The following is a 20,914-nucleotide window of genomic DNA, read 5'->3' on the forward strand; positions in this document are numbered from 1 at the left end:
TTTTGTACAGTAAGCCCGCCGTTAATTTACCCGCTTAAACGTGATGGTTTTGCCAATAAACTTAAAGTGCCAGTAGCCCTTCACTTTAAGCAGCCCTTCTTTGTTGATATATGCCGATGCGTTCCAGTGGCGGCCATGCTTGGCATCGTATATCATACCATCTTCCCAACTGTCGGTTTTTGCATTGTAGGCAAGTTTTTCTACAACATTCATCCCTAAAATTTTACGGTTGCGCAGGTTAGGGTCGGGGTTCCTGATATCCTTCCAGTAGTCAGTAGGTTTGGTATCATCTTCGTCGTCAAACCACACAATCTTTGCTTTAAACTCGCCACCATCCCTGTATACCTGTATAATAAGGCTTTCGCCAACCATTTGCCATTTGCCGCAAACCTTGTCGGCTGCAGGGATGTCAGGCGTTTGATAAGCTACCCCGGTGTACAGTATAAAAGCTAAAAAACTACAAAGAAACTGATGGGTTGTTAACATTGCCATGTAAAAGCAATGTAGTTAATATCAACGATAAAATATTTACAGCAGGTGATTATTTTTAACAACTTATATGCGTTTAAAGGTCATGGTTTTGCCTATTAACTTAACCTTCCAGTAACCTTTTACCTTAAGCAGGCCGGTTTTATCAATGTATGCCGCGGCGCTCCAGTATTTGCCACTTTGTACTTCGTAAATTTTGCCGCTCTCCCACGAGTTCGACCCGGCGTTATATTTAAGGTCCTGCACCACATCAAGCCCAAGTACTTTTCGGCTGCGCAGGGCCGGGTTAGGGTTTTTTATATCGGTAATGGTTTCCATCGGTTTGGCTTTTGAAACCCCGCCGCTAAACCATATTATCTTTGCTTTAAAGGTGTTTTTATAAGGATAAACCTCAACCGTAAGGTTTTTTTCGCTGGATTGCCATTTGCCGCAGATGGTATTGGCTTTTACCGCTTCATCGGGGTTGATAGTTGTAAAAGCAGAAAGTAAAGTGATGGCTAATATAAACAGGTACCGCATAGGCTATAATTAACAGCTACAATAACACATGCAGCTGTTTTGTTTGCCAAAATTAAAAATATTCCCGGGGTGGCGCATCCGAAAACGTAATAGTTAATTATTCATTTACCGCAGGGCGTATTCGCCGCGCAGTTTATATATTTGAGATGTAAACCAATACATCTGTCACCTGATGAAAAAACTGCCACTGCTGCTTCCGTTGCTTGGGCTTGCCCTGTCTGCACCGGCACAACAAAAAAACATCTACCACAAAGGCTGGGTCGATTTTAACAAGAACGGCCGCATGGATGTGTTCGAAGATCCATCGCAAAACATCGAGAAGCGCATTGCCGATCTGCTGAGCCAGATGACCGTTGACGAGAAAACATGCCAGATGGCTACCCTTTACGGTTACAAGCGTGTGCTTAAAGATGAAATGCCCGTAGCCGGCTGGAAGAACGAGATCTGGAAGGATGGCATCGCCAATATTGACGAAGAGCTGAACAACCTTACCTCGCATACCGATGATGCGCCTACCCAATATTCTTACCCGTTTAGCAAACATGCCTCGGCCATAAACACCGTGCAAAAGTGGTTTGTAGAAGAAACCCGCATGGGCATCCCCGTCGATTTTACCAACGAGGGCATCCACGGCCTAAACCACGATAGGGCGACACCCTTGCCTGCACCCATCGGCATAGGCAGCACCTGGGATAAGCAATTGGTGCGCCAGGCAGGCCAAACCGTAGGCCGCGAAGCAAAAGCACTTGGCTACACCAACGTTTACGCGCCCATACTTGACCCCGCCCGCGACCAGCGCTGGGGCCGTGTAGTAGAATGCTATGGCGAAAATCCTTTCCTGATAGCCGAACTGGGCAAACAGATGGTACTGGGCATCCAGGAAGAAGGCGTGGCATCAACCCTGAAACATTATGCCGTTTACAGCGTGCCAAAAGGCGGCCGCGATGGCAGCGCCCGCACCGACCCGCATGTAGCCCCACGCGAGATGCACCAGATCTATCTGTACCCGTTTCGCCGGGTGATTCAGGAAGCACACCCAATGGGCGTGATGAGCAGTTATAACGATTACGACGGCGTACCCATCACCGGCAGCTATTACTTTTTAACCGAGTTGCTTCGGCAGAAGTTCGGCTTCCAGGGCTATGTGGTATCTGACAGCGAGGCGGTAGAATTCCTGTACTCCAAACATAAAGTGGCAATCGACTATAAAGAGGCCGTGCGCCAGGCGGTTGAGGCCGGGCTTAATGTGCGTACCAACTTTACCATGCCGCAAACTTTTATACTGCCCCTGCGCGAGCTGATCAAAGAGAACAGGATTTCGATGAAGGTGATAGATTCGCGCGTGGCGGATGTTTTGCGGGTGAAGTTTCGCCTGGGATTGTTTGATAACCCTTATGTAAAAGACCCTAAAGCGGCCGATAAAATAGTGCATACAGCTGCTGCCGCGCAAATGAGCCTGCAAATGAACCGCGAAGCTATGGTACTGTTAAAGAACCAGGACAACCTGCTGCCTTTGGATAAAAGTAAATACAAAAACATACTGGTAACCGGTCCGCTGGCTGCCGAAACCAATTACGCCATCAGCAGGTACGGCCCGTCGCACAACCCGGTAATAACCGTGCTTGAGGGGATAAAAAATTATGTGGGCGGCAATGCCAAAGTTAACTATGTTAAGGGCTGTAATATTATTGATGCCACCTGGCCCGAGAGCGAGATCATCGAAACACCCCTAACTGTCGCCGAGCAGGCCGGTATCGATTCGGCTGTGGCGCAGGCAAAGCAGTCAGATATTATCATAGCCGTTGTAGGCGAAGATAACGAACGGGTAGGCGAGAGCCTTTCGCGCACCGGGCTAAACCTGCCGGGCCGCCAGTTAAAGCTGATACAGGCTTTACAGGCAACAGGTAAGCCGGTTGTTATGGTGATGATAAACGGGCAGCCGCTTACCATCAACTGGGAAAATAAATACGTGCCGGCCATTTTAGAGGCCTGGTTCCCCAGTGTACAAGGCGGGCAGGTAATTGCCGAAACCCTTTTTGGCGATAACAACCCCGGCGGCAAGCTGCCCATCACCTTCCCCAAAACAACCGGGCAGATAGAGTTTAACTTTCCGTTCAAGCCAAACTCGCAGGCAGGGCAGGGCGGACAAAACAGCTGGGGACATACCAGCGTTAACGGCGCACTATACCCGTTTGGCTATGGGCTTAGCTACACCCAATTTGAATACAGCAACCTGCAGGTATCACCAGAGAAAGGCCAATCGCAGGGCGATGTTACCGTTACAGTTGATGTTACCAATACCGGCCGCCGCAAAGGTGATGATGTGGTGCAGCTATACCTTAAAGACGATATCAGCACGGTAACCACCTACGAGTACGACCTGCGCGGTTTTGAGCGCGTTACCCTTAACCCCGGCGAAAAGAAAACTGTTACCTTTACCCTGCACCCCGATGACTTGGCCCTGCTGGATAAAAACATGAACTGGACTGTAGAGCCCGGTACCTTCCAGGTTTGGATAGGAAGTTCATCGGAAGATATTAAGTTGAAGAAGGGGTTTACGGTAGAGTAATAAATTTATTACTTTTATTTGCATGTAAGTAATAAATATATTACTTTTGTATCAACCTAACCTTATAGAATGTATTGCGCGATTAACCGAACCAAGTATTGATCAATAACAGGAAATTGAATGTTCTTTAAACATTAGGTACACAAATGAAAAGTTCAGAACTTTTAAGAATTCTCAACCGCGATGGTTGGGTTATAAAAAGACAAAAAGGTAGTCATTTGATTATGACGCACCCAACCAAACCAGGCTTACTTGTAGTTCCCGATCATGGAGCTGCCGAAGTTGGAAAGGGCCTTGCAAGCAGTATTATGAAACAAGCAGGATTAAAATAGCCTGTTTATTTTTATAATTTTTATCATCATAAATTAGTTTGTAAGCGATGAAAAAAATTAATCTTATAGTCGAAAAGACTTCAACCGGGTTTTCTGCTTATGCAGAGGACTTGCCGGTTTTTACTACAGGAAAATCAATGACAGAATTGAAATCAAATATTCTGGAAGCCACTAATCTTTATCAGGAAGAAGTGGGCGGAGATGCTATATCATTAAATGATATTAACATCACGCTTGATTTACCTCAATTTTTTGATTACTTCAAAGTTATCAATGCCAAAGCTTTATCAGAAAGGGTTGGTATGAACCAGAGTTTATTGGCGCAATATGTTGGCGGACAAAAGAAACCATCTGTTAAGCAGGTCGAGAAAATATTATTGGGTATCAGGGAACTTGGTAAAGAATTAACTGAACTCCAAATCGGATAATAGGTTATGTCACCCAAACGTTTCGACTGGACACCCTCAGCTTATACAGATCCTATGCAAAACATCATTATCCGCGAAGCTACCTTAGCCGATATGGACACCCTGCTGCAATTTGAGCAGGGGGTTATCAGTGCCGAGCGGCCGTTCGACCCAACCCTGCAGGACAACCATATCAACTATTACGACCTCAACGAGTTTATAACCGCCCCAAACATTTACATGGCAGTGGCCGAATTGGATGGCGAAGTTATCGGCAGCGGGTATGCACGTATCGAAACATCAAAGATCTACCTTAAGCATCAGCACCATGCTTACCTGGGCTTTATGTATGTATTACCGCAGCACCGTGGCAAGGGGGTAAACAAACTGGTTATCGATGCTTTAAAAAGCTGGTCGGCCAGGCAGGGGATAACCGAGCTTCGCCTGCAGGTTTACGACCAAAACGCCCCCGCGGTTAAAGCCTACGAAAAGGTAGGTTTCAGCAAACACCTTGTTGGCATGCGCATGGGAATTTAGCAGCCGTACGTTACGATTTTTTGGAGGTAGCCACAATAACTATCCCGCCCACTAATAATATCCCGCCCAGGTAAGGCGGCCAATTAACGCTTTTTTGCCTGTCGGCAGATATCTGTATAGGCCCTGCATCTACTATCTTTTCCTTTTTGGTATAGGTAAACCCTGTCCATATCAGCATTGCCGCGCCGATAACGATAAGTACTATTCCGATGGTTTTGTTCATGGCTGTATATTTTAAGGTTATGGATTTATTAGTGAATATGCGTTTGCCTTAAATTGTTTGCGCAGGCGGGAATTAGCTACAGCATAAAAACCCCTATGCTTTGCTATTATTCAAGGTGAAAATTGACAATTCCCTATTTTTCCTTTTTTTTGGCTGATACCGTTTTATAGATTAGGTTTGAGACAAGTTAAACTATTAGCACACCCCGCGGATAAAAATGAAAGATGATCTGATACTGGAAACCATATCGGTTACCAAAAACTTTTTTGGCGATAAGTCTTCAGGGGTTAATAATATCACCGTTTTTATACCAAAAGGAAAAATAACCGCCATTGTGGGCGAAAGCGGCAGCGGCAAAACCACCCTGCTTAAACTGCTCTCGGGCACCATGAAACCCGATTCGGGCGATGTGTTCTTCCACGGCCAGCCTTTGCCCGTGCGCACCGCTCATATTACATCGGCACATACGGTTATTACCATGGTAAGCCAGGACAATACAGATATGGACATGGGCGCAAGCGTGTGGGATAATGTTGGCCGGGGCCTGCCTACCGAGGACGCTAATTACAAGATACAGAAAGCCACGCAGGCCCTAAACCTGCTGGGGATCTATGATCTGCGCGACCAGCCCTTCGGCAAACTTAGCGGCGGCGAAAAGCAGCGCGTAACCATTGCTAAAGCCCTGATAAACCGCCCCGAGGTGCTGATGCTGGACGAGCCCTTTAACCAGGTAGATGCCGCCTATCGCGAAAGCCTGCAGCACGATATTCGCCAGATAGTAAAAGAATGGGGCGTTACCGTGATCCTGGTATCGCATGACCCTGCCGAACTGCTCTCGATGGCCGACGAGCTTATTGTGATAAAAGAAGGTGAAATAGTGGAATATGGCACCCCCGAGGAGCTTTATCATGACCCAAAGCTGCTTTACACCTCAAAAATATTGGTGAGCTGTAGCGAACTTACCGCCGCCCAGGCAAAAGTATGCGGCATCAAATCCAAACGCGGAACGGTGGTTATTTACGCCGAGCATATCAGTATTTCCCCTTTAGGCATGGGCGCTAAGTGGGCGGTGAAACAGGTGCTGTTTAAAGGCTTTTTTGAAGAACTGATCATCGAGCGCGAGGAAGTATCGCTCCGTGTCATCAACTACGCCCGTGGCAAACACCCCGTTGGCAGCAAAATAGGCATCAGCATTAAAAAGTATTACGAGTTTGGGAGGTGGTTGAGTTGAGGTTAAAGGTTGAAGATTAGTTAATTAGAGGTTAGTTTCTGTTGTTGTTCTGCCCTCGTTGATATTATCACTCAAAGCGAGCTAAATAAAACTGCAGTGCTGAACGGTAGTGAAGCATCTCATCGCCGCAATTCCGGTAAGTCCCCCCTCAGGATTACAAATATGTTAGATAAATAATCTCTAATTAGCTAACCTCTATAATCAAACTTTCTTCTTCAATGTTAACACCGTAATTTCCGGCCAGATGCCTAAACGGCCTGAAAAGGCCAGGAAGCCGAATCCCCGGTTAATATACAGGTAGCGGTTATCGTGTTTGGCAAGCCCGGCCCAATCCGGGTAGCGGTATTTTACCGGGCTCCATTTTAGTCCTGCGGCTTCTACACCAAACTGTGCGCCGTGGGTGTGCCCTGCCAGGGTAAGGTGAACATGGGTAGGGTGGTGGCGCACTATTTTTTGCCAATGGGTTGGGTCGTGCGAGAGCAGTAATTTAAAGGCACCTTTATCAACTCCTTTCAGGGCCTTATCAATATCGCCAAGCTGGATAAAACCTTCGCCCCAGTTTTCTACACCTATAAGCGAGATCTTTTGTCCGCCTTTTTCAAGCACCACGTTCTCGTTAAGCAGCAGGCGGTAACCCAGGTCGGCATGGTGCTGTTTTAGTCTGGCCAGGTTGGCACGCTTTTCCTGCTCGGTATCCCAATGGATGTAATCTCCGTAATCGTGGTTACCCAGGATAGAAAACTGACCGTATGGCGCTTTGATGGCTCCAAAACGGTCGATATACTGCTCAATTTCCCATGCGGCGTTGTTAACCAGGTCGCCGGTAAAAACAAACAGGTCAGATTTTTGGGCTTTGGCCAGGTCGATACCCCGCTGCATGGCTTTAACGTTATCAAAACTCCCCGAGTGGATATCCGACAGCTGCGTAATGGTGAAGCCGTCAAAAGCATCGGGCAGGTCGTCAAAATAAATCGTTTGCCGGTGCACCTTATAATCATACTTGCCGCGAAGCATAGCGTAAAAGAATGACGTAAAAGGAATAGCCGCTATCAAAATGGCAATTTCGGTAATAAACTTACGGCGCGAGGGGAAAAAAGCTTCGCCGGTTTTACTGTCGGTAGTTACCGCGTGCACAATGCCATACAGGAAGCGCCCCAGGTCACCAAGCGAGAGTACAATTACAAAAAAAGCTTGGTAATAAAAAAGGTAAGGAACAGGCTCAGCATCCACTCGTGGAAAGGTGTCATCCCGCGGGCGGTGCTCATGCTGCCCAGCCCCAGCAGAAATACAACGGTTACCCCCACCGATATTGCCAGGAACCCAAGGGTAACCACTTGCCTTGCCGGCCGGGATTGCCAGTCGGCAGTGAAGGTGCGCAAGCCGTTAAAAACATACCAGTCCATTAAAAGGGTTATAGCCGATATGATAAGAAAGAATTTTAAAAATTTCATTTGATGCCAGGCATTAGCCCGCAATATAAAAAAGGAAAGGTAATTGGTTTGTAAAAACACAGGATTGCAGGTTATTACCTATTTTTAGCCATCAAATCAGCTTACATGCAACCACGCTTATTCCTCTTATCCGCTTTGTTAATGGCCTCTACTGCCTGCATTGCGCAATCCCCGAAAAAGGATACCGTATTTTTTGAAGATTTTAGCGGCAAAACGCTCGATCGCAACAAATGGAACGTTGAAATTACAGGCCACACCGTTAACGACGAGCAGCAGGCTTATGTAGATAACGGAGCTACCATATACACAATTAACGGCAAAGCCGAAGGCGCTACCCGTGGGGCGCTTGTTTTAAAAGCATTGTATAAACCCGGACATACCAGTGCCGAAGGTAAAAAATACGATTTTGTATCGGGCAGGATAAACACGCGCGATAAAATGATGTTTACCTATGGCAGTGCATCGGCACGAATGAAGGTTACCGGCGGTGGCGGCATGTGGCCCGCCTTTTGGGCGCTGGGCAACGGCAAATGGCCCGATTGCGGCGAGATCGACATTATGGAAACCGTTGGCGATGCCACCTGGGTAAGCCACGCCCTGCACGGGCCGGGCTACTTTGGTAATACGCCGCTGGTTTACCGGGCAGCTTTCCCTTCGGGTATCAACGCCACCCAATGGCATACCTACAGCGTAGATTGGACGGCAAACAGCATCACTTTTAAGGTGGATGGTAAAGTAACCTATACCGCCACCAAACAAATGGCCCAAAAATATGGCAAATGGGCTTTTGATAACCCTAAGTTTTTGATATTGAACTTTGCGCTGGGCGGCGGCTATCCAAATTCGGTAAATAAGGTTGATAAGCCGTACTACGGTTTATCGCAGGCATCGGTTAACAAAATAAAAACCGGCAACGCTAAGGTTTATATAGACTGGGTGCTGGTAACCAAATAACAAATAAGGCCTTCCTGTTAATAAGGAAGGCCTTTCGCTTTTTATATTGATTAGTAGTGCCTTACAACCACGCGCCTGTGATGAGGGCGATAATATACCGGCCTGGCAACAACTACTGCACGGCGATAACGCGGGCGGCTGCGGTACCTGTTCACCACTACTACGCGGCGTTCAACCGGCCTTTCCACAACTACGGTTCGTACGGGTGGTGGGGGCGGGGTACCAATATGTGCGCTTACTACTACCTGTGCTTTTGCACCTTCAACGGCAAATGTGGCCAAAACGGCAACGGCTAATACTTTTAAAATTTTCATGGTATATATGTTATGTGTATGTTGTGCTTACTGTTAATTAATAGCCGCGGTTATGATCATTATGGTCACGGTCGTAATGGCGGCCGTGATGATAACGGTCGTTATTATACCTTCCGCGATGATTTTCAATTGAACAACTTGATAATGCTGCCGCGCCAAATATCAACAGCGCCAACAATCTTACTATTTCCTTTTTCATGATCTTATGTTTTAATTTTTTAATTGCTGTTTGTTATAAGTTAAACTTGTGCACTACAGCAAAGTTTAATACGGCAATAAACATCAATAAAAACGTTACAAAAGAAATTTTGTAATTATTTGGTTTGCAGAAAATTAGGATAAATGGATAAATAATAGCTACCAGCAGGCCGGCAGTACTGCTGTTTGCCACCGCTACGCAGCTGCCCGCCTTGCAATTATCCGGGCTATCCAAACATACAGCATACTAAAGGCCAGGAAAACCAGCATCAGTATAATAATATTAAAAAACACTTTAGGGTAACCCAGCTTATCAGCTTCCAGGAAAAAATAGGGGTAACGTGCGCACAACGCCCCCCTGATCAGTACATACACCAGGTAAAAGAAAGGGTACCACAGCCAGCTAAAAGCATGTTTGAAACTAATGCCCGGTTTGGGCACGCTGATGATCCAAAAAAGCACAAACAACGGCGGGCAAATGGCATGCAGCAGTTCATCGGCAGCGCGGCCCCAGCCAACGGGATGGGCAATGCCCCTTAACGCGATATTATAAACCAGGCAAACAATACTTATGTAAACCGCAGCCGCGGTTAAAACGCCCGGCTTAGTAAAAAAGCTCTTGTTAAAGCCCTGCAAAGCCACAGCAGTAAGCGTTGTGGCAGTAAGTATATTACACAGTATGGTAAAATAGGTAAAAAACTCTACCAGCGCGCCGCCCACCGTACGGCCCTGCGCCATATAAGCCGTCATTGATAAATAAAACTGCAGTATCAGCGCGAACCAGGTAATTAAAGCAATTAACGCGCTAAAAGTAATAATTGCGTTGTTTTTGGCGGATAAACTATTCATCGTATTGGGGGTTTTAATAAAAATACAATATTGGAGGTAAGTATATTTGTAATTTTTACAATTAATTATTTGAAAAATTTATCAAACTATTTTGCAAAGTGTATATTTAACACGTATTAACAATCCCTGAAATGTTAAATCGTATCCAATTTAAATCATTAAAAAACGGCGCCTTTGCTGTGGCGGCTTTGCTTTTATTAGGCTCTCCGTTGCTAAGCAATGCGCAAACTGCAGCCAAAACAGGTTTTAACCATGTTGCCCTTTGCTCAAAAGACCTAAAAAAGAGCAATGAGTTTTATACATCTGTTTTAAACTTAAAAATAATACCCAACCCATTTAAAGATACCGTGCATACGTGGTATAGCATAGCCCCCAATATTGCCATGCATGTAATACAAGCCGGGTGCTCAACCGCGCCAAAACTTATCGCCGATCATATTTGCTTTAGCGTACCTGCTATCTCCCCATTTATTGCGCTGCTAAAGCAAAAAAACATTCCGTATTCTAACTGGAAAGGCGTACCTAACCAGGTGGAGCATCGTGTTGATGGTGTTTCGCAGGTTTACATTCAGGACCCGGATGGTTATTGGATAGAAATAAACGACGCTAAGTAATTTCCGGTAATAAAAGTTAAACGCCCGCGGGCAAACTGTTTTCATTTAAACCTACAACCAGCAGGAGTAAAACTGCGTATATCATGTTATGAAGGGCTATGTAACAATACCCAAATCTATCTATTGTAAAACCTGCAAAACCTGCGGGGCACGCCCTATTATAGCGCTAATTGAAAATAGTGGCTATGTAGTGAAGTGCCCCAATGATGATACCCACTACCAAACCAAACCCGGCCTTATTGATATTGAAGACTGGAATATTCATAATACGGTGTTGTACGAGAAGGAGTAGGTAACATACTAAACTATTATAGCGAGCCTGTCGAACCATTAGCCGCGTTGCTAAGTCTTCGACAAGCTCAGACTGACATTCGTAACATCTGTTTTACAATTACCGATCCTTTAAACCTTTCAAATCCGGCATGGTCACATAAACATAAATCACAATTTAAATATGTTTACCATGAAAAACGCGATAAAAACCATATTAACCGATATAAACCACGTAATTATAAAAGGCGAATCTGACAAAACAGAACAGGCAAGGGTGTTTTTATTATTAGCTGTTCCGGTAATGTCGGCCATATTCACTTTTGGGCAGTTCCCGCTATACTAATTACCTTTAGCCGACCATCCAAAAAAAATAATCTGCTACTTTTGCGGCACAAAACGCAGCAATGGACAGCTTAAAAGATAAATTCGACAGTATAATTTTCGACCTTGACGGTACCCTTTGGGATAGCACCGATACCATTACCCGGGCATGGCAAACCGCGCTTGCGCAAGCCCCTTATATGAGCCACGAGATAATGACGCGCGAACGCGTACAGTCTATCACCGGGATGACCTACGATAAGATCTTCGAAACGCTGTTCCCGACATTAAGCACTGAACAACGCGCCGAGGTGCAGCACCTGTGCTCGGTTGCCGAACTGGAGATACTGCACAAACAAGGCGGTACGCTTTACCCTAAGCTTGCCGAAACACTTACTTACCTGGGCAAAAAGTATAAGCTTTACATAGTAAGCAATTGCCAAAGCGGCTATATCGAACTGTTTTTAAACCTGCATAACATGCACCCTTATTTTTTGGCGCATCAATGTTACGGCACCAAAGGCAACCCAAAGGCCGATAACATTAAGGATATTGTTACCGACCATCACCTTTTGCACCCTGTTTACGTAGGCGACACCACCGGCGATTACGCATCGGCAACTAAAGCTGGCGTACCGTTCATTTTTGCAGCCTATGGGTTTGGGACTGTAGCGGACGGGCAGGTTGCCACCATTAATAGTTTTGAAGAACTAAAAGAGTTGCTTTAGGCAAACTTTTTTACAGTGCGGTAAGTTTATTTGTATCAGCACTATACTATGAAGATCACCAAATACTTACACTCCTGCCTGGTTTTCGAGCTGGATGGGTACAAACTATTGTTCGACCCCGGGAAATTCAGCTTTGCGGATGGGGCAGTTACCCCACAAATGTTTGCCGATGTGGACAGTATTATCATCACCCATATCCATCCCGACCACCTCGACACTCCAAACCTTAAAAAAATAATCGCGCTAAGCAATGCGAATATTTATACCAACACGGAAGTAGGTACCGCTATCCAAAAGGAAGGCTTGCAATATAGCCCGGTGGAAGAAGGTATTTACAACATAGGCCCGTTTAAGTTAGAGGCCTTCCCGGTACAGCACGAGCCGCTGCTGGACAACCCCATCCCGCAAATGACGGGCTTTATCATCAACGATAAAGTGCTTCACCCTGTTGATTCGATGGAGGATAAACTTACTAAATATACCGGTATCGAACTGCTTTTACTGGTTACTATGGCGCCCTTTGCTAACGAACTGCGCATAGCCGGTTTTGCCGACGCCGTGAAGCCTAAACATATCTTGCCCGTACATGACGGCTACGCGAAAGACTTTTTTATTGAGCAGCGTTACGAAAATTATATCAAGCATTTTAGCAAAACAGGTATCAATTTTCATCGCATATACAAATTAGGCCATAGTGTAAGCATTTGATAAACAATTAGTTAAACTTTTAGGAGTGCTAAATATTTTCCTTTTGGGTAATTTATTAAACCTTTGGTATGTTTTTGGGGGAGTTTATTGAAACTAAACTACTTATGAAAACTATCATCTTCATCCACGGGATGTTCCAAAACCCAAAAAGCTGGGATAAATGGGTTGCCTATTTTACCGACAGGGGCTACAACTGCATTGCGCCTGCCTGGCCAAAACACGAAGGCGAGCCCGAAGACCTGCGCAACTACCCACCCGAAGGTTTGGGCGACCTTCACCTGGCGAACATTACAGAGAACATTGAAGCATTGATACGCGTACAGGACGAGCCGCCTATTTTAATAGGCCACTCGGTAGGCGGGCTGATAGTGCAGCTGATGGTTGCTAAGGGGCTTGCAGATCTGGGTGTGCCTATCAGTTCGGTAGCGCCCAATGCTATGCTGGCTTTTGACTGGGGCTTTATGAAGAACAGCGCCCTTATTGCCAATCCTTTTAAAGGCAACGAACCATTTTATACCGATTTGGAAAGCTTCCACGAGTCGTTTTGCAACACCATGAGTATGGAAGATACCAGGGTAGCCTTTGAAGAAACCGCTACCCACGACAGCCGCAACGTACTGCGCGATTGCATGGGCGATGATGGCGAAATAGATACCGAAATGCCGCACTCACCACTATTGTTTATAGGTGCCGAAAAGGATGAGATAATACCCGCCGAACTTTGCAAACGCAACGCCGAAGCTTACGATGATGAGGTAAGTATATCAGATTACAAAGAATTTGCCGGTCGCGGCCATTGGATCTGCGGGCAGGAAGGCTGGCAGGAAGTTGCCGCTTATATTGCCGAATGGCTGGACCAACACGAAACCCTTAAATACAATGCCAACCATATCGAGGCAAATTGATCATATTTTTAAGCAGGGTGATGTACTCCCATGTGCCGGTGTGTGGCGCATGGGAGTTTTTTTGTGGGTTGATTTTTAATCCCCAACACCCCTAAGTTTTAAATATCCACCCAAAACCGATACCGGCGCGAAGATAAACATGGCGAACAATTGTGTCCAATGTGTGCCCGATGCTGTTGCCAGCGATATGGCGGCAAAACCAAATATCACCGCAGCCAAAATGTAGTTTAACATAAGCGTTTTTTGCGTGGCTATCAATTGCAAAACAAAACCTGCCAAAACCGAGAAGACCATGCCGTAAACTGCTGTTGCTATTTTAAATGTTATCGTGGCCTCGCCATGTGGCTTATGCCCCGTTAAAATAAACAGCATAGCCGAGCTAACCGCGAATATTGAATACCCTGCTACAACTGATGATATGTTCCTGATCATATATTAAATTTAAGCCTTCATTACAGCAATTCAACCCTCACTTTTCATCAAACTACTTCGCCCGTTCTTCTTTATCAAAGTTCTCCATAACCAATACGGCGGCGCCTATCAGTTCGGCATCAAAGCCCAATGACGATATCAGCAGCTCGGTACCCGATGAAAGGCGCGGGATACAATATTTATGCAGGGCCTGTTGTATCGGGGCCATCAATATTTTGCCAACTTTAGCGCCGCGGCCGCTTAGTACAATGTTGGCCGGGTTCATGATATGTATAAGGATAGCCAGCGCCTTGCCAATTTTATAACCGGCATCGGTAAGCAGTTCTATAGCAAACTGGTCGCCCTGGTTGGCGGCTTCCATCAGGTCTTCGCCCATTAATTTTGATTGGCCGTTGTGCGGTTTAAGGCTGGTTACACGCCCTTTTTTGATGCCTTCCTCGGCCTTTTCGGCTACTACCAGCATAGATGCTTCGGCTTCCAGGCAGCCGCGCTTGCCGCAAACGCATAAAGCGCCGTTATCTGATAAGGGGATGTGGCTCAACTCGCCCGCGAAGCCATTATACCCGCGAAAGATCTTCCCGTCGATGATCATCCCCAGGCCAATACCCCAGCCCAGGTTTATCACCATTACTTCCTGTTGCGAGCGCGCAATGCCAAACTTTTGCTCGGCAAGGGCTATCAGGCTGCTGTCGTTATCAATATAAGTAGTGATACCGGTTTCTTTAGCGATGTATTTGCTCAGGCTTTCGCCGCCGGCATCAAGGTAGGTATAGTTAATACCTTCAACCGCGTTTATAAAGCCGGGCATGCCTATACCAATACCGGCTATTTTCTTTTTGGCTATACCGCTTTCTTCAACATAATTATTTAAATGACTGATGAGCTGCGGCAGCGCGTCGTCGTTATTATGCAGCTTAAGCTCTACCGTTGCCATTTCGGCAACAGGGTTATTGTTAAGGTCGATAAGCTGGATGCGTGCCGATAGCTGGTCCATAGCTACTGCCAGTATAAACATGGCATTGGTGTTAATGGCATACATTAGGGGGCGCCGGCCGCCGCTTGAAGGTGCGTAACCCTGCTCGATCACAAAACCTTCTTTGATCAACTCGTTTATAGCCTTGGCTATCGATGGGATGCTTTTATCAAAAAGCTGGCTTAATCCCGCGCACGACATCGCTTTATCAAAATATAACCTTTTAATGATCATATTTTTTAACCATCCGCTTTTTACTCCCGTGCTTTTTATTTCCATTAAGTATCTGCTTGCCTTTAAATAGTTGGGGTATATTTTCTGCTATAAAATTATAAATAATGCAGTAAACTACAATAAGTTGAAAAACTTTTTAAAATTTAAATTTAATGCGTGCATCGGTGGTGTTGTATCATGGTTGATTGTATATTAGCTTTATGGAACCCCGCTTTTTTAAAACACCGGCCGATTTTAGAACCTGGCTGCAGGCACACGCTCATCAGGAAACCGAACTATTGGTAGGTTTCTATAAAACAGGCAGCGGCAAACCCAGCATTACCTGGCCGCAATCGGTAGACGAAGCCCTGTGCTTTGGCTGGATAGACGGTGTGCGCAGGTCCATAGGTACCGAAAGTTACAGCATCCGCTTTACACCACGCAAAGCAAGCAGTATATGGAGCGCCGTAAACATCAAAAAAGTAGCAGACCTAACCGCCAAAGGCCTGATGCAGCCGGCCGGGCTGGCAGCGTATGCCAAGCGGCAGGAAAGCAGATCGGCCATTTACAGTTTCGAGAACGAGGCAATCGAATTAAAGTCCGGGTACGAAAAGCAATTTAAAGCCAATAAAAAAGCATGGGAGTTTTTTATGGCGCAGGCGCCCTGGTATAAAAAACAGCTCATCTACAGGATAATGACCGCCAAGCAGGAGAAAACTCAACTAAGCAGGCTTGCAACGTTAATAGCAGCAAGTGAAAAGGGGGAGAGGGTTGCGTAGATGCGCTGAGATTTGTACGGCTATCGCCTTAAAGGATACAAATGTACCACCTGCCCGCCGCCGGGCGCCAGCAGCATGTTTAAGGTGGTTTGTTTATTTACCTGCTTAACTTCTTTAACCAGGTGGTTAGCATCTTTATCTGCATCAGGGGCGTCGCTGTATATTTCGGCCATATAAGTTTCATCACCTAAAAAATCCAAAGTTGTATTTAGCTTGCGCGACGAATGGTTGGTTATAGCACCGATATACCAGTTGCTGCCCTTGCGGCGTGCTATGGCAATATATTCGCTCGCTTTTGCATCCAGCACGCGGGTTTCGTCCCAGGTGGTAGGCACTTCCTTCAAAAATTCAAAACCGGGCTGGCCGGTATATGCATCAGGGTAATCGCAAACCATGCCCAGGGCGCTTTCCAATACCACGTACATGCCCAGCATATGGCAGCGTGTACCCTGTACCATAGGCCGTGTATACTGGGTCCTGAAGTTTTGAGGTGTAGCGGCCCGGAAACCACCTAAGTGATAATCTGTAGCGCCGGCCAGCAGGCGGGTAAACGGTATGTCAATATCATTATCGGGCGTAACGCGGTTGCCCCATTTATCGTTTTCGTAATTCAGTGTGCCCTCGCGGGTAAGTTCGTTTGGCCAGGTGCGGTTGTTGCCGGTTGGTTTATATGCCCCATGGAACTGTATGTGCAGCTTATGCTTTGCGGCGCAAGCCAATACTTCTTCCTGCATGTTTACCATTTGCTGGTCGTCGCGGTCCATAAAATCGCACATCAAACCTTTTATGCCCCATTTTTCGTACTGCGCAAAAGTTTGTTCCAACTTTGGATATAAGGCGTAAAAATGCACCCAAACCCGTATGCCTACACCACGCTTAGCCGCCGAATCGCATAGTTGCTGCATATCAAGGCCGGGCACCGCGCGCGACGGGTCGGCATTTGGGCCGGGCTGAAAACCCGCCCCATCGTTCACATACCATTCGTGCAGGCCATACTCCACTACCGAGTGATAGGTGATGTTATTTCTGGCGCAAAAATCAACGTAATACATATTAGTTACGTAATTATTGCCCGGCGCGTTTATGGTATCGGGTACTACGTTACCATTCCACCAGGGGAAGGTGGTTGTGCCCGGTTTTATCCACGAAACATCTTTGATCTTATTAGGTTCGGCAAGGTTAGTTAGTATGTTCGATTCGATGAGCGCGCCTATACGGTCGCTTATCATCATTACCCGCCACGGGCTTTGGTGCGGCAATTTGGCCTTAACTTTAATATCGGGCTGGCCTGGCAGGGGCGACAAGCGGGTTTCGATAACATTGTTATGTTTAATAAGATACATCCCCGCATAATCGTGCAGCGCGGCTTCGGTAACGGCTATGTGTATGCCATTGGTAAATTCAAACAGCACGGGCATATCCATTAATGTATCGGCCTGCAATTTACTGAGGGTAGTTTTGGTGTACACACCCTCGTGCGAAGAGGTGTAATTGGGTAAGATAAGTGCGGTTACTTTTGGGTCTTGCTTAAAATTGAAGGTGTTAACCTCGTCGGTTATATCCACACTTTGCAGGTTATTTTGCGCCGGTAATACATACCTGAAAGCCACGCCATCATTAAACACCCGCACCTCGATATTGAGCCTGCGTTTTGCGCCGCTTTGCTCCGTAACGGGTAGTATAATACGGTTGCATTCGCTGTGTACTTTACTTGCTTTGCCGGTTATCAGTTCGTAATCTTCAGTCAGCTTAGCGGTTTTTGCAGGCGATAAAGTTAAATTGTTATTAAAGATACCACCTTGTTTAAAGCTGATATTGAGCCGGGAATTATCGGCTAAAAGAAATTTTTTATAGGTAATGCTATAAAATAAGCCGGCCTTATCAGTGCTGAGTTTAAAATTGATGTTTTTATCGGGCGACGTAATACTGACGGGGCCTTTTGCCAAAACGATAGCCGGTATCAGCAAAAACAACAGCAGGAAATTTTTTATTAAAGCAGGCATCTCTTTTAGATTAATGGGCGATATCTAAAAGTAAATAATTTTACCCGGTTTTACACCAGCCTGCCGTTTTGTAAAGCCTGGTTTAATACAGCCACTTTAAACTTCGGTTTATAGCAATATCCGGCCAGTTTTTTAACCCAGGGGCGCTTGTAGCCAAACATCAGCTTTAGCATACGTACCCTGGCAGAACCTTTTGGGTAACCGTATTTATACCAGCTGAACTTAGATCTGTCGATGTTAAAATGTTCTGAAAATTCGGTCAGGAAAAGGTCTATCTCTATATCGTAAATATCCAGGTCCAGGTCAATGCTGGTATCCGCGTTAAGTAACGTTGGGTCAACCCGGTAAACTTTATACCGGTTACAGTAATCAATTATAAAATTTTTTAACTGCGGTTGAATTTGCTCCATACAATGCCTTAATAGTTTTTAAAGGACACCGCTTTTTGCCCGGCGTTGCAGGATAAAAATAATAAAAGGCTTTTTAAATCGAAAAATTTTAACTTTTATTAACCATTCCTATTCCTTCCCTGGGGAAGGGTGCGGTTGGTTGAGCGGTGGCAGGTCCGAAGGACTCCTTTGGAGGAGGGGTTTGCAAAGCGGCTAAACCCCTTCCTGCACCTTCCGGTTGGAAGGATTCGATAGCTATCGGATCGCACGGCCCCTTGCTTGATAAATTAGATCTTCTTCTCCAACCTAAACATGTCAACAGGTTGGTTCAATATGCCGTTGCGTTCTGTGATCTTTAATGGGATTACTTCGCCCGTTTTAGTGTAGCCGCGCCTGTAGTACCACTCCAGCAGTTCGGTACGGGTGGTAATAACCGTCATCACAATGGTGTGGTAATTAATGCTGCGTACATGATCCTCCGCGGCTTCTAAAAGTTTGCGGCCAAGGCCCCCGGCCTGCAGTTCGGGCGATACGGTAAGCATGCCCAGGTAAACTTTTTCGCCTTGTTTTTGCAGGTACACGCAGCCGGTTATCAGGCCGTCGTCGTTGGTGTTTTTAAGGATGATGGCTTCCGGGTCGTTTATTTGCTCAGCAACGCCTTCGGCATCTATGCGCTGCCCGCTGATGAGGTTTGCCTCGGTGGTCCAGCCTTTTTTTGAGCTTTCGCCACGATAGGCGGAGTTGATGAGCACAACAAGCTCGGGTACATCGGTAAGGGTTGCTATGGTAACAGACATGCCGCAAATTTATAAAATCGTGGTAAATGGCAATAACCGAACTATGCTGTTAATTACAAATTCCTGTAATCTTCCCTCACCGGGCTAAATATATCTATCAGCTTACAATCGGTTATGGCTAAACCGCTGTGTCGCACATTTGGCGGGATAACGGCAAAAGTACCTGCATCCAGTACCCGCACCTCGCCGTTAACGGTAAGCTGAAACTGCCCTTCGATAACAAAAGAGCATTGCTCGTGGATGTGTGCATGGTCGGGCACCGTATTACCGGCTGCCACCTCGATAAAGTTGATGGTGTTGTTTTCGGTATGGATCAGTTTGGAGAAAAAGCCGGGGGCAATTTCTTTGGTTTTTATATCGGCGAATTGTTGGTAGATGTTGGTATTCATGAGTGTAAATTAGTAAAAATGCGTTAGGGATAGAAACGGATACCGGCCTCGTGGCTAAAGCCTGTGCAGTATGAGTGGATAGCCCGGCCGCAGGCAACGCCAAAAAAATCCATTAAATCGCAAAAATCTCTTCATCCCGGTTATCCAACGATATACTTGCTCCCAGGTAAATACGATAAAAGCTTTATTAAAATATAGGTTACAATAAACGTACAAATGGCCAGTACCGGTATCACCAGCACCACGCTTTGCAGCCAGTTGTTGATGATAGGATACAACTGGTTAAGCACTAATATGTGCGCCAGGTACATGCCATAGGTAAGGCCGGATACTTTGGCAAAAAAGCTTTCTGCTGCCGCGCTTTTAAACGTGATAACGCGGAACATCAGAAACAGCCCCAGCGTCATTAAGGCAACGTTTATGGTTGGGAATGCCCATGATAACTCCAGTTCGGGCAGATCCTTCGCAAAGGGCAGCTGGTGGGCAAAAACAAGGTTGGTAATAGCATAACCTATAACAAGCAGCACCAACCCAATTACAAAACCGCTTGTTTTCGACAAGCTTACATATTCTTTTACGTAATGGCCAAGCACCAGGTAGCCGATGTAGCCCGAAAAATAATGCCCGGCCGAATATTTGTTCCAGAATGCTTCGCCCAGTACCTCGGGGTAAACAGTGTGGATGTATGGGATGCACAGTGTTACCGCCCATATGGCCAAAAAGCCAAGCTTAAATTGCTTGGAAGCCGTTTGGATCCACGGCGATAGCACCGGGATAAACAGGTAAAGCCCTATCAGCATGTACACGTACCATAGGTGGCCGTCGTTATCGTTAAAATTAACGGGTATGGTTACAAAGTTTTTGATGGCCTGGTTAAGCGTAACGGCACCCAACAGGTAAGGCACAATGGCGTACATAGCGCTCCATATTAAAAAAGGGATAAGCAACCTTGTAAACCTGCGTTTGTAAAATATGCCCGGCGCTTCTTTTATCGGCAGCAGTAAGTAACCCGATATCATCACAAAAAGCGGTACACATGCCCGCATAAAGCTGCCGTAATTGTTAACCCAAACATGGTTTTCGCGAACGATGCTGCCGCCCGCGCCAATGTAAAAGAACTCGCCCGAGTGTACGGTAAGCACCATCAGGCAGGCAAATATTCTTAGTACGTTTAAATATGCGGTGGGGCTACTTTTAAAAGCTAAATTCGTGGTGCTCATGAGGGCTACTGGGTTTTAATTAATTAGTGCCGTAATTTATGTAAAACACACGTAAATTATACAGCGATTTAAAACTTAGCCCACACTTAGGCGTTTT

General features: G+C 46.0%; 28 protein-coding genes. 13 read left to right on the forward strand and 15 right to left on the reverse strand.

The genetic code is table 11. The annotated features are described in order from the left end of the window. Window positions 1–21 precede the first annotated feature (21 nt). Both EWM62_RS04285 and EWM62_RS04290 read right to left on the reverse strand, forming a co-directional pair. Complete coding sequence (locus EWM62_RS04285; RefSeq protein WP_129875425.1) at window positions 22–492, reverse strand: DUF2147 domain-containing protein; 471 nt, start codon at window positions 490–492, stop codon at window positions 22–24. Window positions 493–555: 63 nt separating this feature from the next. Continuing rightward, complete coding sequence (locus EWM62_RS04290; RefSeq protein WP_129875426.1) at window positions 556–1,008, reverse strand: DUF2147 domain-containing protein; 453 nt, start codon at window positions 1,006–1,008, stop codon at window positions 556–558. 172 nt (window positions 1,009–1,180) lie between these two features. Here EWM62_RS04290 and EWM62_RS04295 point away from each other — a divergent pair, with 172 nt between their 5' ends. From EWM62_RS04295 to EWM62_RS04310, 4 genes are all read left to right on the forward strand, one after another. Then, complete coding sequence (locus tag EWM62_RS04295) at window positions 1,181–3,577, forward strand: glycoside hydrolase family 3 C-terminal domain-containing protein (RefSeq protein ID WP_129875427.1); 2,397 nt, start codon at window positions 1,181–1,183, stop codon at window positions 3,575–3,577. A gap of 146 nt (window positions 3,578–3,723) precedes the next feature. Continuing rightward, complete coding sequence (locus tag EWM62_RS04300) at window positions 3,724–3,909, forward strand: type II toxin-antitoxin system HicA family toxin (RefSeq protein WP_129875428.1); 186 nt, start codon at window positions 3,724–3,726, stop codon at window positions 3,907–3,909. Between the two features lie 47 nt (window positions 3,910–3,956). Then, window positions 3,957–4,337, forward strand: a complete 381-nt coding sequence (locus EWM62_RS04305) for a helix-turn-helix domain-containing protein (protein WP_129875429.1) — start codon at window positions 3,957–3,959, stop codon at window positions 4,335–4,337. A 6-nt stretch (window positions 4,338–4,343) separates the two neighbouring features. Next, on the forward strand, window positions 4,344–4,853 hold the full coding sequence (locus EWM62_RS04310; protein ID WP_203234987.1) for a GNAT family N-acetyltransferase: 510 nt from the start codon (window positions 4,344–4,346) through the stop codon (window positions 4,851–4,853). A 10-nt stretch (window positions 4,854–4,863) separates the two neighbouring features. On the opposite strand, the gene EWM62_RS04315 is transcribed toward EWM62_RS04310, so the two are convergent. After that, window positions 4,864–5,076, reverse strand: a complete 213-nt coding sequence (locus tag EWM62_RS04315; protein ID WP_129875430.1) for a hypothetical protein — start codon at window positions 5,074–5,076, stop codon at window positions 4,864–4,866. A 217-nt stretch (window positions 5,077–5,293) separates the two neighbouring features. Between EWM62_RS04315 and EWM62_RS04320 the strand changes: the two genes are divergently transcribed. Continuing rightward, window positions 5,294–6,307 (forward strand): ABC transporter ATP-binding protein, encoded by a 1,014-nt coding sequence (locus EWM62_RS04320; protein WP_129875431.1) that lies wholly within the window; start codon window positions 5,294–5,296, stop codon window positions 6,305–6,307. A gap of 201 nt (window positions 6,308–6,508) precedes the next feature. On the opposite strand, the gene EWM62_RS04325 is transcribed toward EWM62_RS04320, so the two are convergent. Both EWM62_RS04325 and EWM62_RS04330 read right to left on the reverse strand, forming a co-directional pair. Continuing rightward, window positions 6,509–7,537, reverse strand: coding sequence for a metallophosphoesterase (locus tag EWM62_RS04325; protein ID WP_238989278.1), 1,029 nt, complete (start codon window positions 7,535–7,537; stop codon window positions 6,509–6,511). Next, window positions 7,486–7,758, reverse strand: coding sequence for a hypothetical protein (locus EWM62_RS04330; RefSeq protein WP_129875432.1), 273 nt, complete (start codon window positions 7,756–7,758; stop codon window positions 7,486–7,488). Before EWM62_RS04330 ends, EWM62_RS04325 begins: the two co-directional genes overlap by 52 nt. Before the next feature lie 105 nt (window positions 7,759–7,863). Between EWM62_RS04330 and EWM62_RS04335 the strand changes: the two genes are divergently transcribed. Continuing rightward, window positions 7,864–8,712 (forward strand): glycoside hydrolase family 16 protein, encoded by an 849-nt coding sequence (locus EWM62_RS04335; protein ID WP_129875433.1) that lies wholly within the window; start codon window positions 7,864–7,866, stop codon window positions 8,710–8,712. Between the two features lie 50 nt (window positions 8,713–8,762). On the opposite strand, the gene EWM62_RS04340 is transcribed toward EWM62_RS04335, so the two are convergent. The 3 genes from EWM62_RS04340 to EWM62_RS04345 all read right to left on the reverse strand — a co-directional run bounded on the left by EWM62_RS04340 (window position 8,763) and on the right by EWM62_RS04345 (window position 10,073). Continuing rightward, a complete protein-coding gene (locus EWM62_RS04340) occupies window positions 8,763–9,026 on the reverse strand; it encodes a hypothetical protein (protein WP_129875434.1) in 264 nt (87 codons plus the stop codon). Between the two features lie 37 nt (window positions 9,027–9,063). Then, entirely contained in the window at window positions 9,064–9,225 is a 162-nt protein-coding gene (locus EWM62_RS19200; protein WP_162499772.1) for a hypothetical protein, read from the reverse strand. 194 nt (window positions 9,226–9,419) lie between these two features. Continuing rightward, window positions 9,420–10,073 carry a Pr6Pr family membrane protein gene (locus EWM62_RS04345; RefSeq protein ID WP_129875435.1) on the reverse strand — a complete coding sequence of 218 codons (654 nt, stop codon included), beginning with the start codon at window positions 10,071–10,073 and terminating at the stop codon, window positions 9,420–9,422. Window positions 10,074–10,204: 131 nt separating this feature from the next. Between EWM62_RS04345 and EWM62_RS04350 the strand changes: the two genes are divergently transcribed. The 6 genes from EWM62_RS04350 (at window position 10,205) to EWM62_RS04370 (ending at window position 13,622) form a co-directional block, all read left to right on the forward strand. Beyond that, window positions 10,205–10,687: a VOC family protein gene (locus EWM62_RS04350; protein ID WP_129875436.1), complete on the forward strand. Its 483-nt coding sequence runs from the start codon at window positions 10,205–10,207 to the stop codon at window positions 10,685–10,687. 88 nt (window positions 10,688–10,775) lie between these two features. Further along, window positions 10,776–10,979, forward strand: a complete 204-nt coding sequence (locus EWM62_RS04355) for a hypothetical protein (protein ID WP_129875437.1) — start codon at window positions 10,776–10,778, stop codon at window positions 10,977–10,979. 171 nt (window positions 10,980–11,150) lie between these two features. Further along, on the forward strand, window positions 11,151–11,303 hold the full coding sequence (locus EWM62_RS19205; RefSeq protein ID WP_162499773.1) for a hypothetical protein: 153 nt from the start codon (window positions 11,151–11,153) through the stop codon (window positions 11,301–11,303). Window positions 11,304–11,364: 61 nt separating this feature from the next. Continuing rightward, window positions 11,365–12,009: an HAD family hydrolase gene (locus EWM62_RS04360; RefSeq protein ID WP_129875438.1), complete on the forward strand. Its 645-nt coding sequence runs from the start codon at window positions 11,365–11,367 to the stop codon at window positions 12,007–12,009. Between the two features lie 48 nt (window positions 12,010–12,057). Beyond that, window positions 12,058–12,717, forward strand: a complete 660-nt coding sequence (locus tag EWM62_RS04365) for an MBL fold metallo-hydrolase (RefSeq protein ID WP_129875439.1) — start codon at window positions 12,058–12,060, stop codon at window positions 12,715–12,717. A 104-nt stretch (window positions 12,718–12,821) separates the two neighbouring features. Continuing rightward, window positions 12,822–13,622: an alpha/beta hydrolase gene (locus EWM62_RS04370; protein ID WP_129875440.1), complete on the forward strand. Its 801-nt coding sequence runs from the start codon at window positions 12,822–12,824 to the stop codon at window positions 13,620–13,622. A 75-nt stretch (window positions 13,623–13,697) separates the two neighbouring features. Here the strand turns inward: EWM62_RS04370 and EWM62_RS04375 are convergent, their stop codons facing one another. Continuing rightward, complete coding sequence (locus tag EWM62_RS04375) at window positions 13,698–14,054, reverse strand: hypothetical protein (protein WP_129875441.1); 357 nt, start codon at window positions 14,052–14,054, stop codon at window positions 13,698–13,700. Between the two features lie 52 nt (window positions 14,055–14,106). Beyond that, entirely contained in the window at window positions 14,107–15,306 is a 1,200-nt protein-coding gene (locus tag EWM62_RS04380) for an ROK family protein (RefSeq protein WP_129875442.1), read from the reverse strand. A 155-nt stretch (window positions 15,307–15,461) separates the two neighbouring features. Between EWM62_RS04380 and EWM62_RS04385 the strand changes: the two genes are divergently transcribed. Continuing rightward, the gene (locus EWM62_RS04385; RefSeq protein WP_129875443.1) at window positions 15,462–16,019 is read left to right on the forward strand and encodes a YdeI/OmpD-associated family protein; all 558 of its coding nucleotides are present in this window, start codon (window positions 15,462–15,464) and stop codon (window positions 16,017–16,019) included. A gap of 20 nt (window positions 16,020–16,039) precedes the next feature. On the opposite strand, the gene EWM62_RS04390 is transcribed toward EWM62_RS04385, so the two are convergent. The 5 genes from EWM62_RS04390 to EWM62_RS04410 form a co-directional block, all read right to left on the reverse strand. Further along, window positions 16,040–18,022: a glycoside hydrolase family 97 protein gene (locus tag EWM62_RS04390; protein WP_129875444.1), complete on the reverse strand. Its 1,983-nt coding sequence runs from the start codon at window positions 18,020–18,022 to the stop codon at window positions 16,040–16,042. A 50-nt stretch (window positions 18,023–18,072) separates the two neighbouring features. Further along, entirely contained in the window at window positions 18,073–18,432 is a 360-nt protein-coding gene (locus EWM62_RS04395; RefSeq protein ID WP_129875445.1) for a DUF1493 family protein, read from the reverse strand. A gap of 266 nt (window positions 18,433–18,698) precedes the next feature. Continuing rightward, window positions 18,699–19,208, reverse strand: a complete 510-nt coding sequence (locus EWM62_RS04400; protein WP_129875446.1) for a GNAT family N-acetyltransferase — start codon at window positions 19,206–19,208, stop codon at window positions 18,699–18,701. Between the two features lie 53 nt (window positions 19,209–19,261). Beyond that, window positions 19,262–19,597 (reverse strand): cupin domain-containing protein, encoded by a 336-nt coding sequence (locus tag EWM62_RS04405; protein ID WP_129875447.1) that lies wholly within the window; start codon window positions 19,595–19,597, stop codon window positions 19,262–19,264. A 140-nt stretch (window positions 19,598–19,737) separates the two neighbouring features. After that, on the reverse strand, window positions 19,738–20,817 hold the full coding sequence (locus EWM62_RS04410) for an acyltransferase (RefSeq protein ID WP_129875448.1): 1,080 nt from the start codon (window positions 20,815–20,817) through the stop codon (window positions 19,738–19,740). Window positions 20,818–20,914 lie beyond the last annotated feature (97 nt).

The organism is Mucilaginibacter terrigena (assembly GCF_004168255.1).
GTDB classification, from domain to species: domain Bacteria; phylum Bacteroidota; class Bacteroidia; order Sphingobacteriales; family Sphingobacteriaceae; genus Mucilaginibacter; species Mucilaginibacter terrigena.

Excerpts from the sequence above, each read along its gene's own strand:
- EWM62_RS04405 (WP_129875447.1), bottom strand. The coding sequence starts at position 19,597 with ATGAATACCAACATCTACCAACAATTCGCCGATATAAAAACCAAAGAA.
- EWM62_RS04360 (WP_129875438.1), top strand. The coding sequence starts at position 11,365 with ATGGACAGCTTAAAAGATAAATTCGACAGTATAATTTTCGACCTTGAC.
- EWM62_RS04350 (WP_129875436.1), top strand. The coding sequence starts at position 10,205 with ATGTTAAATCGTATCCAATTTAAATCATTAAAAAACGGCGCCTTTGCT.
- EWM62_RS04355 (WP_129875437.1), top strand. The coding sequence starts at position 10,776 with ATGAAGGGCTATGTAACAATACCCAAATCTATCTATTGTAAAACCTGC.
- EWM62_RS04410 (WP_129875448.1), bottom strand. The coding sequence starts at position 20,817 with ATGAGCACCACGAATTTAGCTTTTAAAAGTAGCCCCACCGCATATTTA.
- EWM62_RS04400 (WP_129875446.1), bottom strand. The coding sequence starts at position 19,208 with ATGTCTGTTACCATAGCAACCCTTACCGATGTACCCGAGCTTGTTGTG.
- EWM62_RS04365 (WP_129875439.1), top strand. The coding sequence starts at position 12,058 with ATGAAGATCACCAAATACTTACACTCCTGCCTGGTTTTCGAGCTGGAT.
- EWM62_RS04295 (WP_129875427.1), top strand. The coding sequence starts at position 1,181 with ATGAAAAAACTGCCACTGCTGCTTCCGTTGCTTGGGCTTGCCCTGTCT.
- EWM62_RS19205 (WP_162499773.1), top strand. The coding sequence starts at position 11,151 with ATGAAAAACGCGATAAAAACCATATTAACCGATATAAACCACGTAATT.
- EWM62_RS04310 (WP_203234987.1), top strand. The coding sequence starts at position 4,344 with ATGTCACCCAAACGTTTCGACTGGACACCCTCAGCTTATACAGATCCT.
- EWM62_RS04305 (WP_129875429.1), top strand. The coding sequence starts at position 3,957 with ATGAAAAAAATTAATCTTATAGTCGAAAAGACTTCAACCGGGTTTTCT.
- EWM62_RS04390 (WP_129875444.1), bottom strand. The coding sequence starts at position 18,022 with ATGCCTGCTTTAATAAAAAATTTCCTGCTGTTGTTTTTGCTGATACCG.
- EWM62_RS04395 (WP_129875445.1), bottom strand. The coding sequence starts at position 18,432 with ATGGAGCAAATTCAACCGCAGTTAAAAAATTTTATAATTGATTACTGT.
- EWM62_RS04285 (WP_129875425.1), bottom strand. The coding sequence starts at position 492 with ATGGCAATGTTAACAACCCATCAGTTTCTTTGTAGTTTTTTAGCTTTT.
- EWM62_RS04385 (WP_129875443.1), top strand. The coding sequence starts at position 15,462 with ATGGAACCCCGCTTTTTTAAAACACCGGCCGATTTTAGAACCTGGCTG.
- EWM62_RS04335 (WP_129875433.1), top strand. The coding sequence starts at position 7,864 with ATGCAACCACGCTTATTCCTCTTATCCGCTTTGTTAATGGCCTCTACT.
- EWM62_RS04320 (WP_129875431.1), top strand. The coding sequence starts at position 5,294 with ATGAAAGATGATCTGATACTGGAAACCATATCGGTTACCAAAAACTTT.
- EWM62_RS04380 (WP_129875442.1), bottom strand. The coding sequence starts at position 15,306 with ATGGAAATAAAAAGCACGGGAGTAAAAAGCGGATGGTTAAAAAATATG.
- EWM62_RS04290 (WP_129875426.1), bottom strand. The coding sequence starts at position 1,008 with ATGCGGTACCTGTTTATATTAGCCATCACTTTACTTTCTGCTTTTACA.
- EWM62_RS19200 (WP_162499772.1), bottom strand. The coding sequence starts at position 9,225 with ATGAAAAAGGAAATAGTAAGATTGTTGGCGCTGTTGATATTTGGCGCG.
- EWM62_RS04375 (WP_129875441.1), bottom strand. The coding sequence starts at position 14,054 with ATGATCAGGAACATATCATCAGTTGTAGCAGGGTATTCAATATTCGCG.
- EWM62_RS04315 (WP_129875430.1), bottom strand. The coding sequence starts at position 5,076 with ATGAACAAAACCATCGGAATAGTACTTATCGTTATCGGCGCGGCAATG.
- EWM62_RS04330 (WP_129875432.1), bottom strand. The coding sequence starts at position 7,758 with ATGAAATTTTTAAAATTCTTTCTTATCATATCGGCTATAACCCTTTTA.
- EWM62_RS04340 (WP_129875434.1), bottom strand. The coding sequence starts at position 9,026 with ATGAAAATTTTAAAAGTATTAGCCGTTGCCGTTTTGGCCACATTTGCC.
- EWM62_RS04300 (WP_129875428.1), top strand. The coding sequence starts at position 3,724 with ATGAAAAGTTCAGAACTTTTAAGAATTCTCAACCGCGATGGTTGGGTT.
- EWM62_RS04370 (WP_129875440.1), top strand. The coding sequence starts at position 12,822 with ATGAAAACTATCATCTTCATCCACGGGATGTTCCAAAACCCAAAAAGC.
- EWM62_RS04345 (WP_129875435.1), bottom strand. The coding sequence starts at position 10,073 with ATGAATAGTTTATCCGCCAAAAACAACGCAATTATTACTTTTAGCGCG.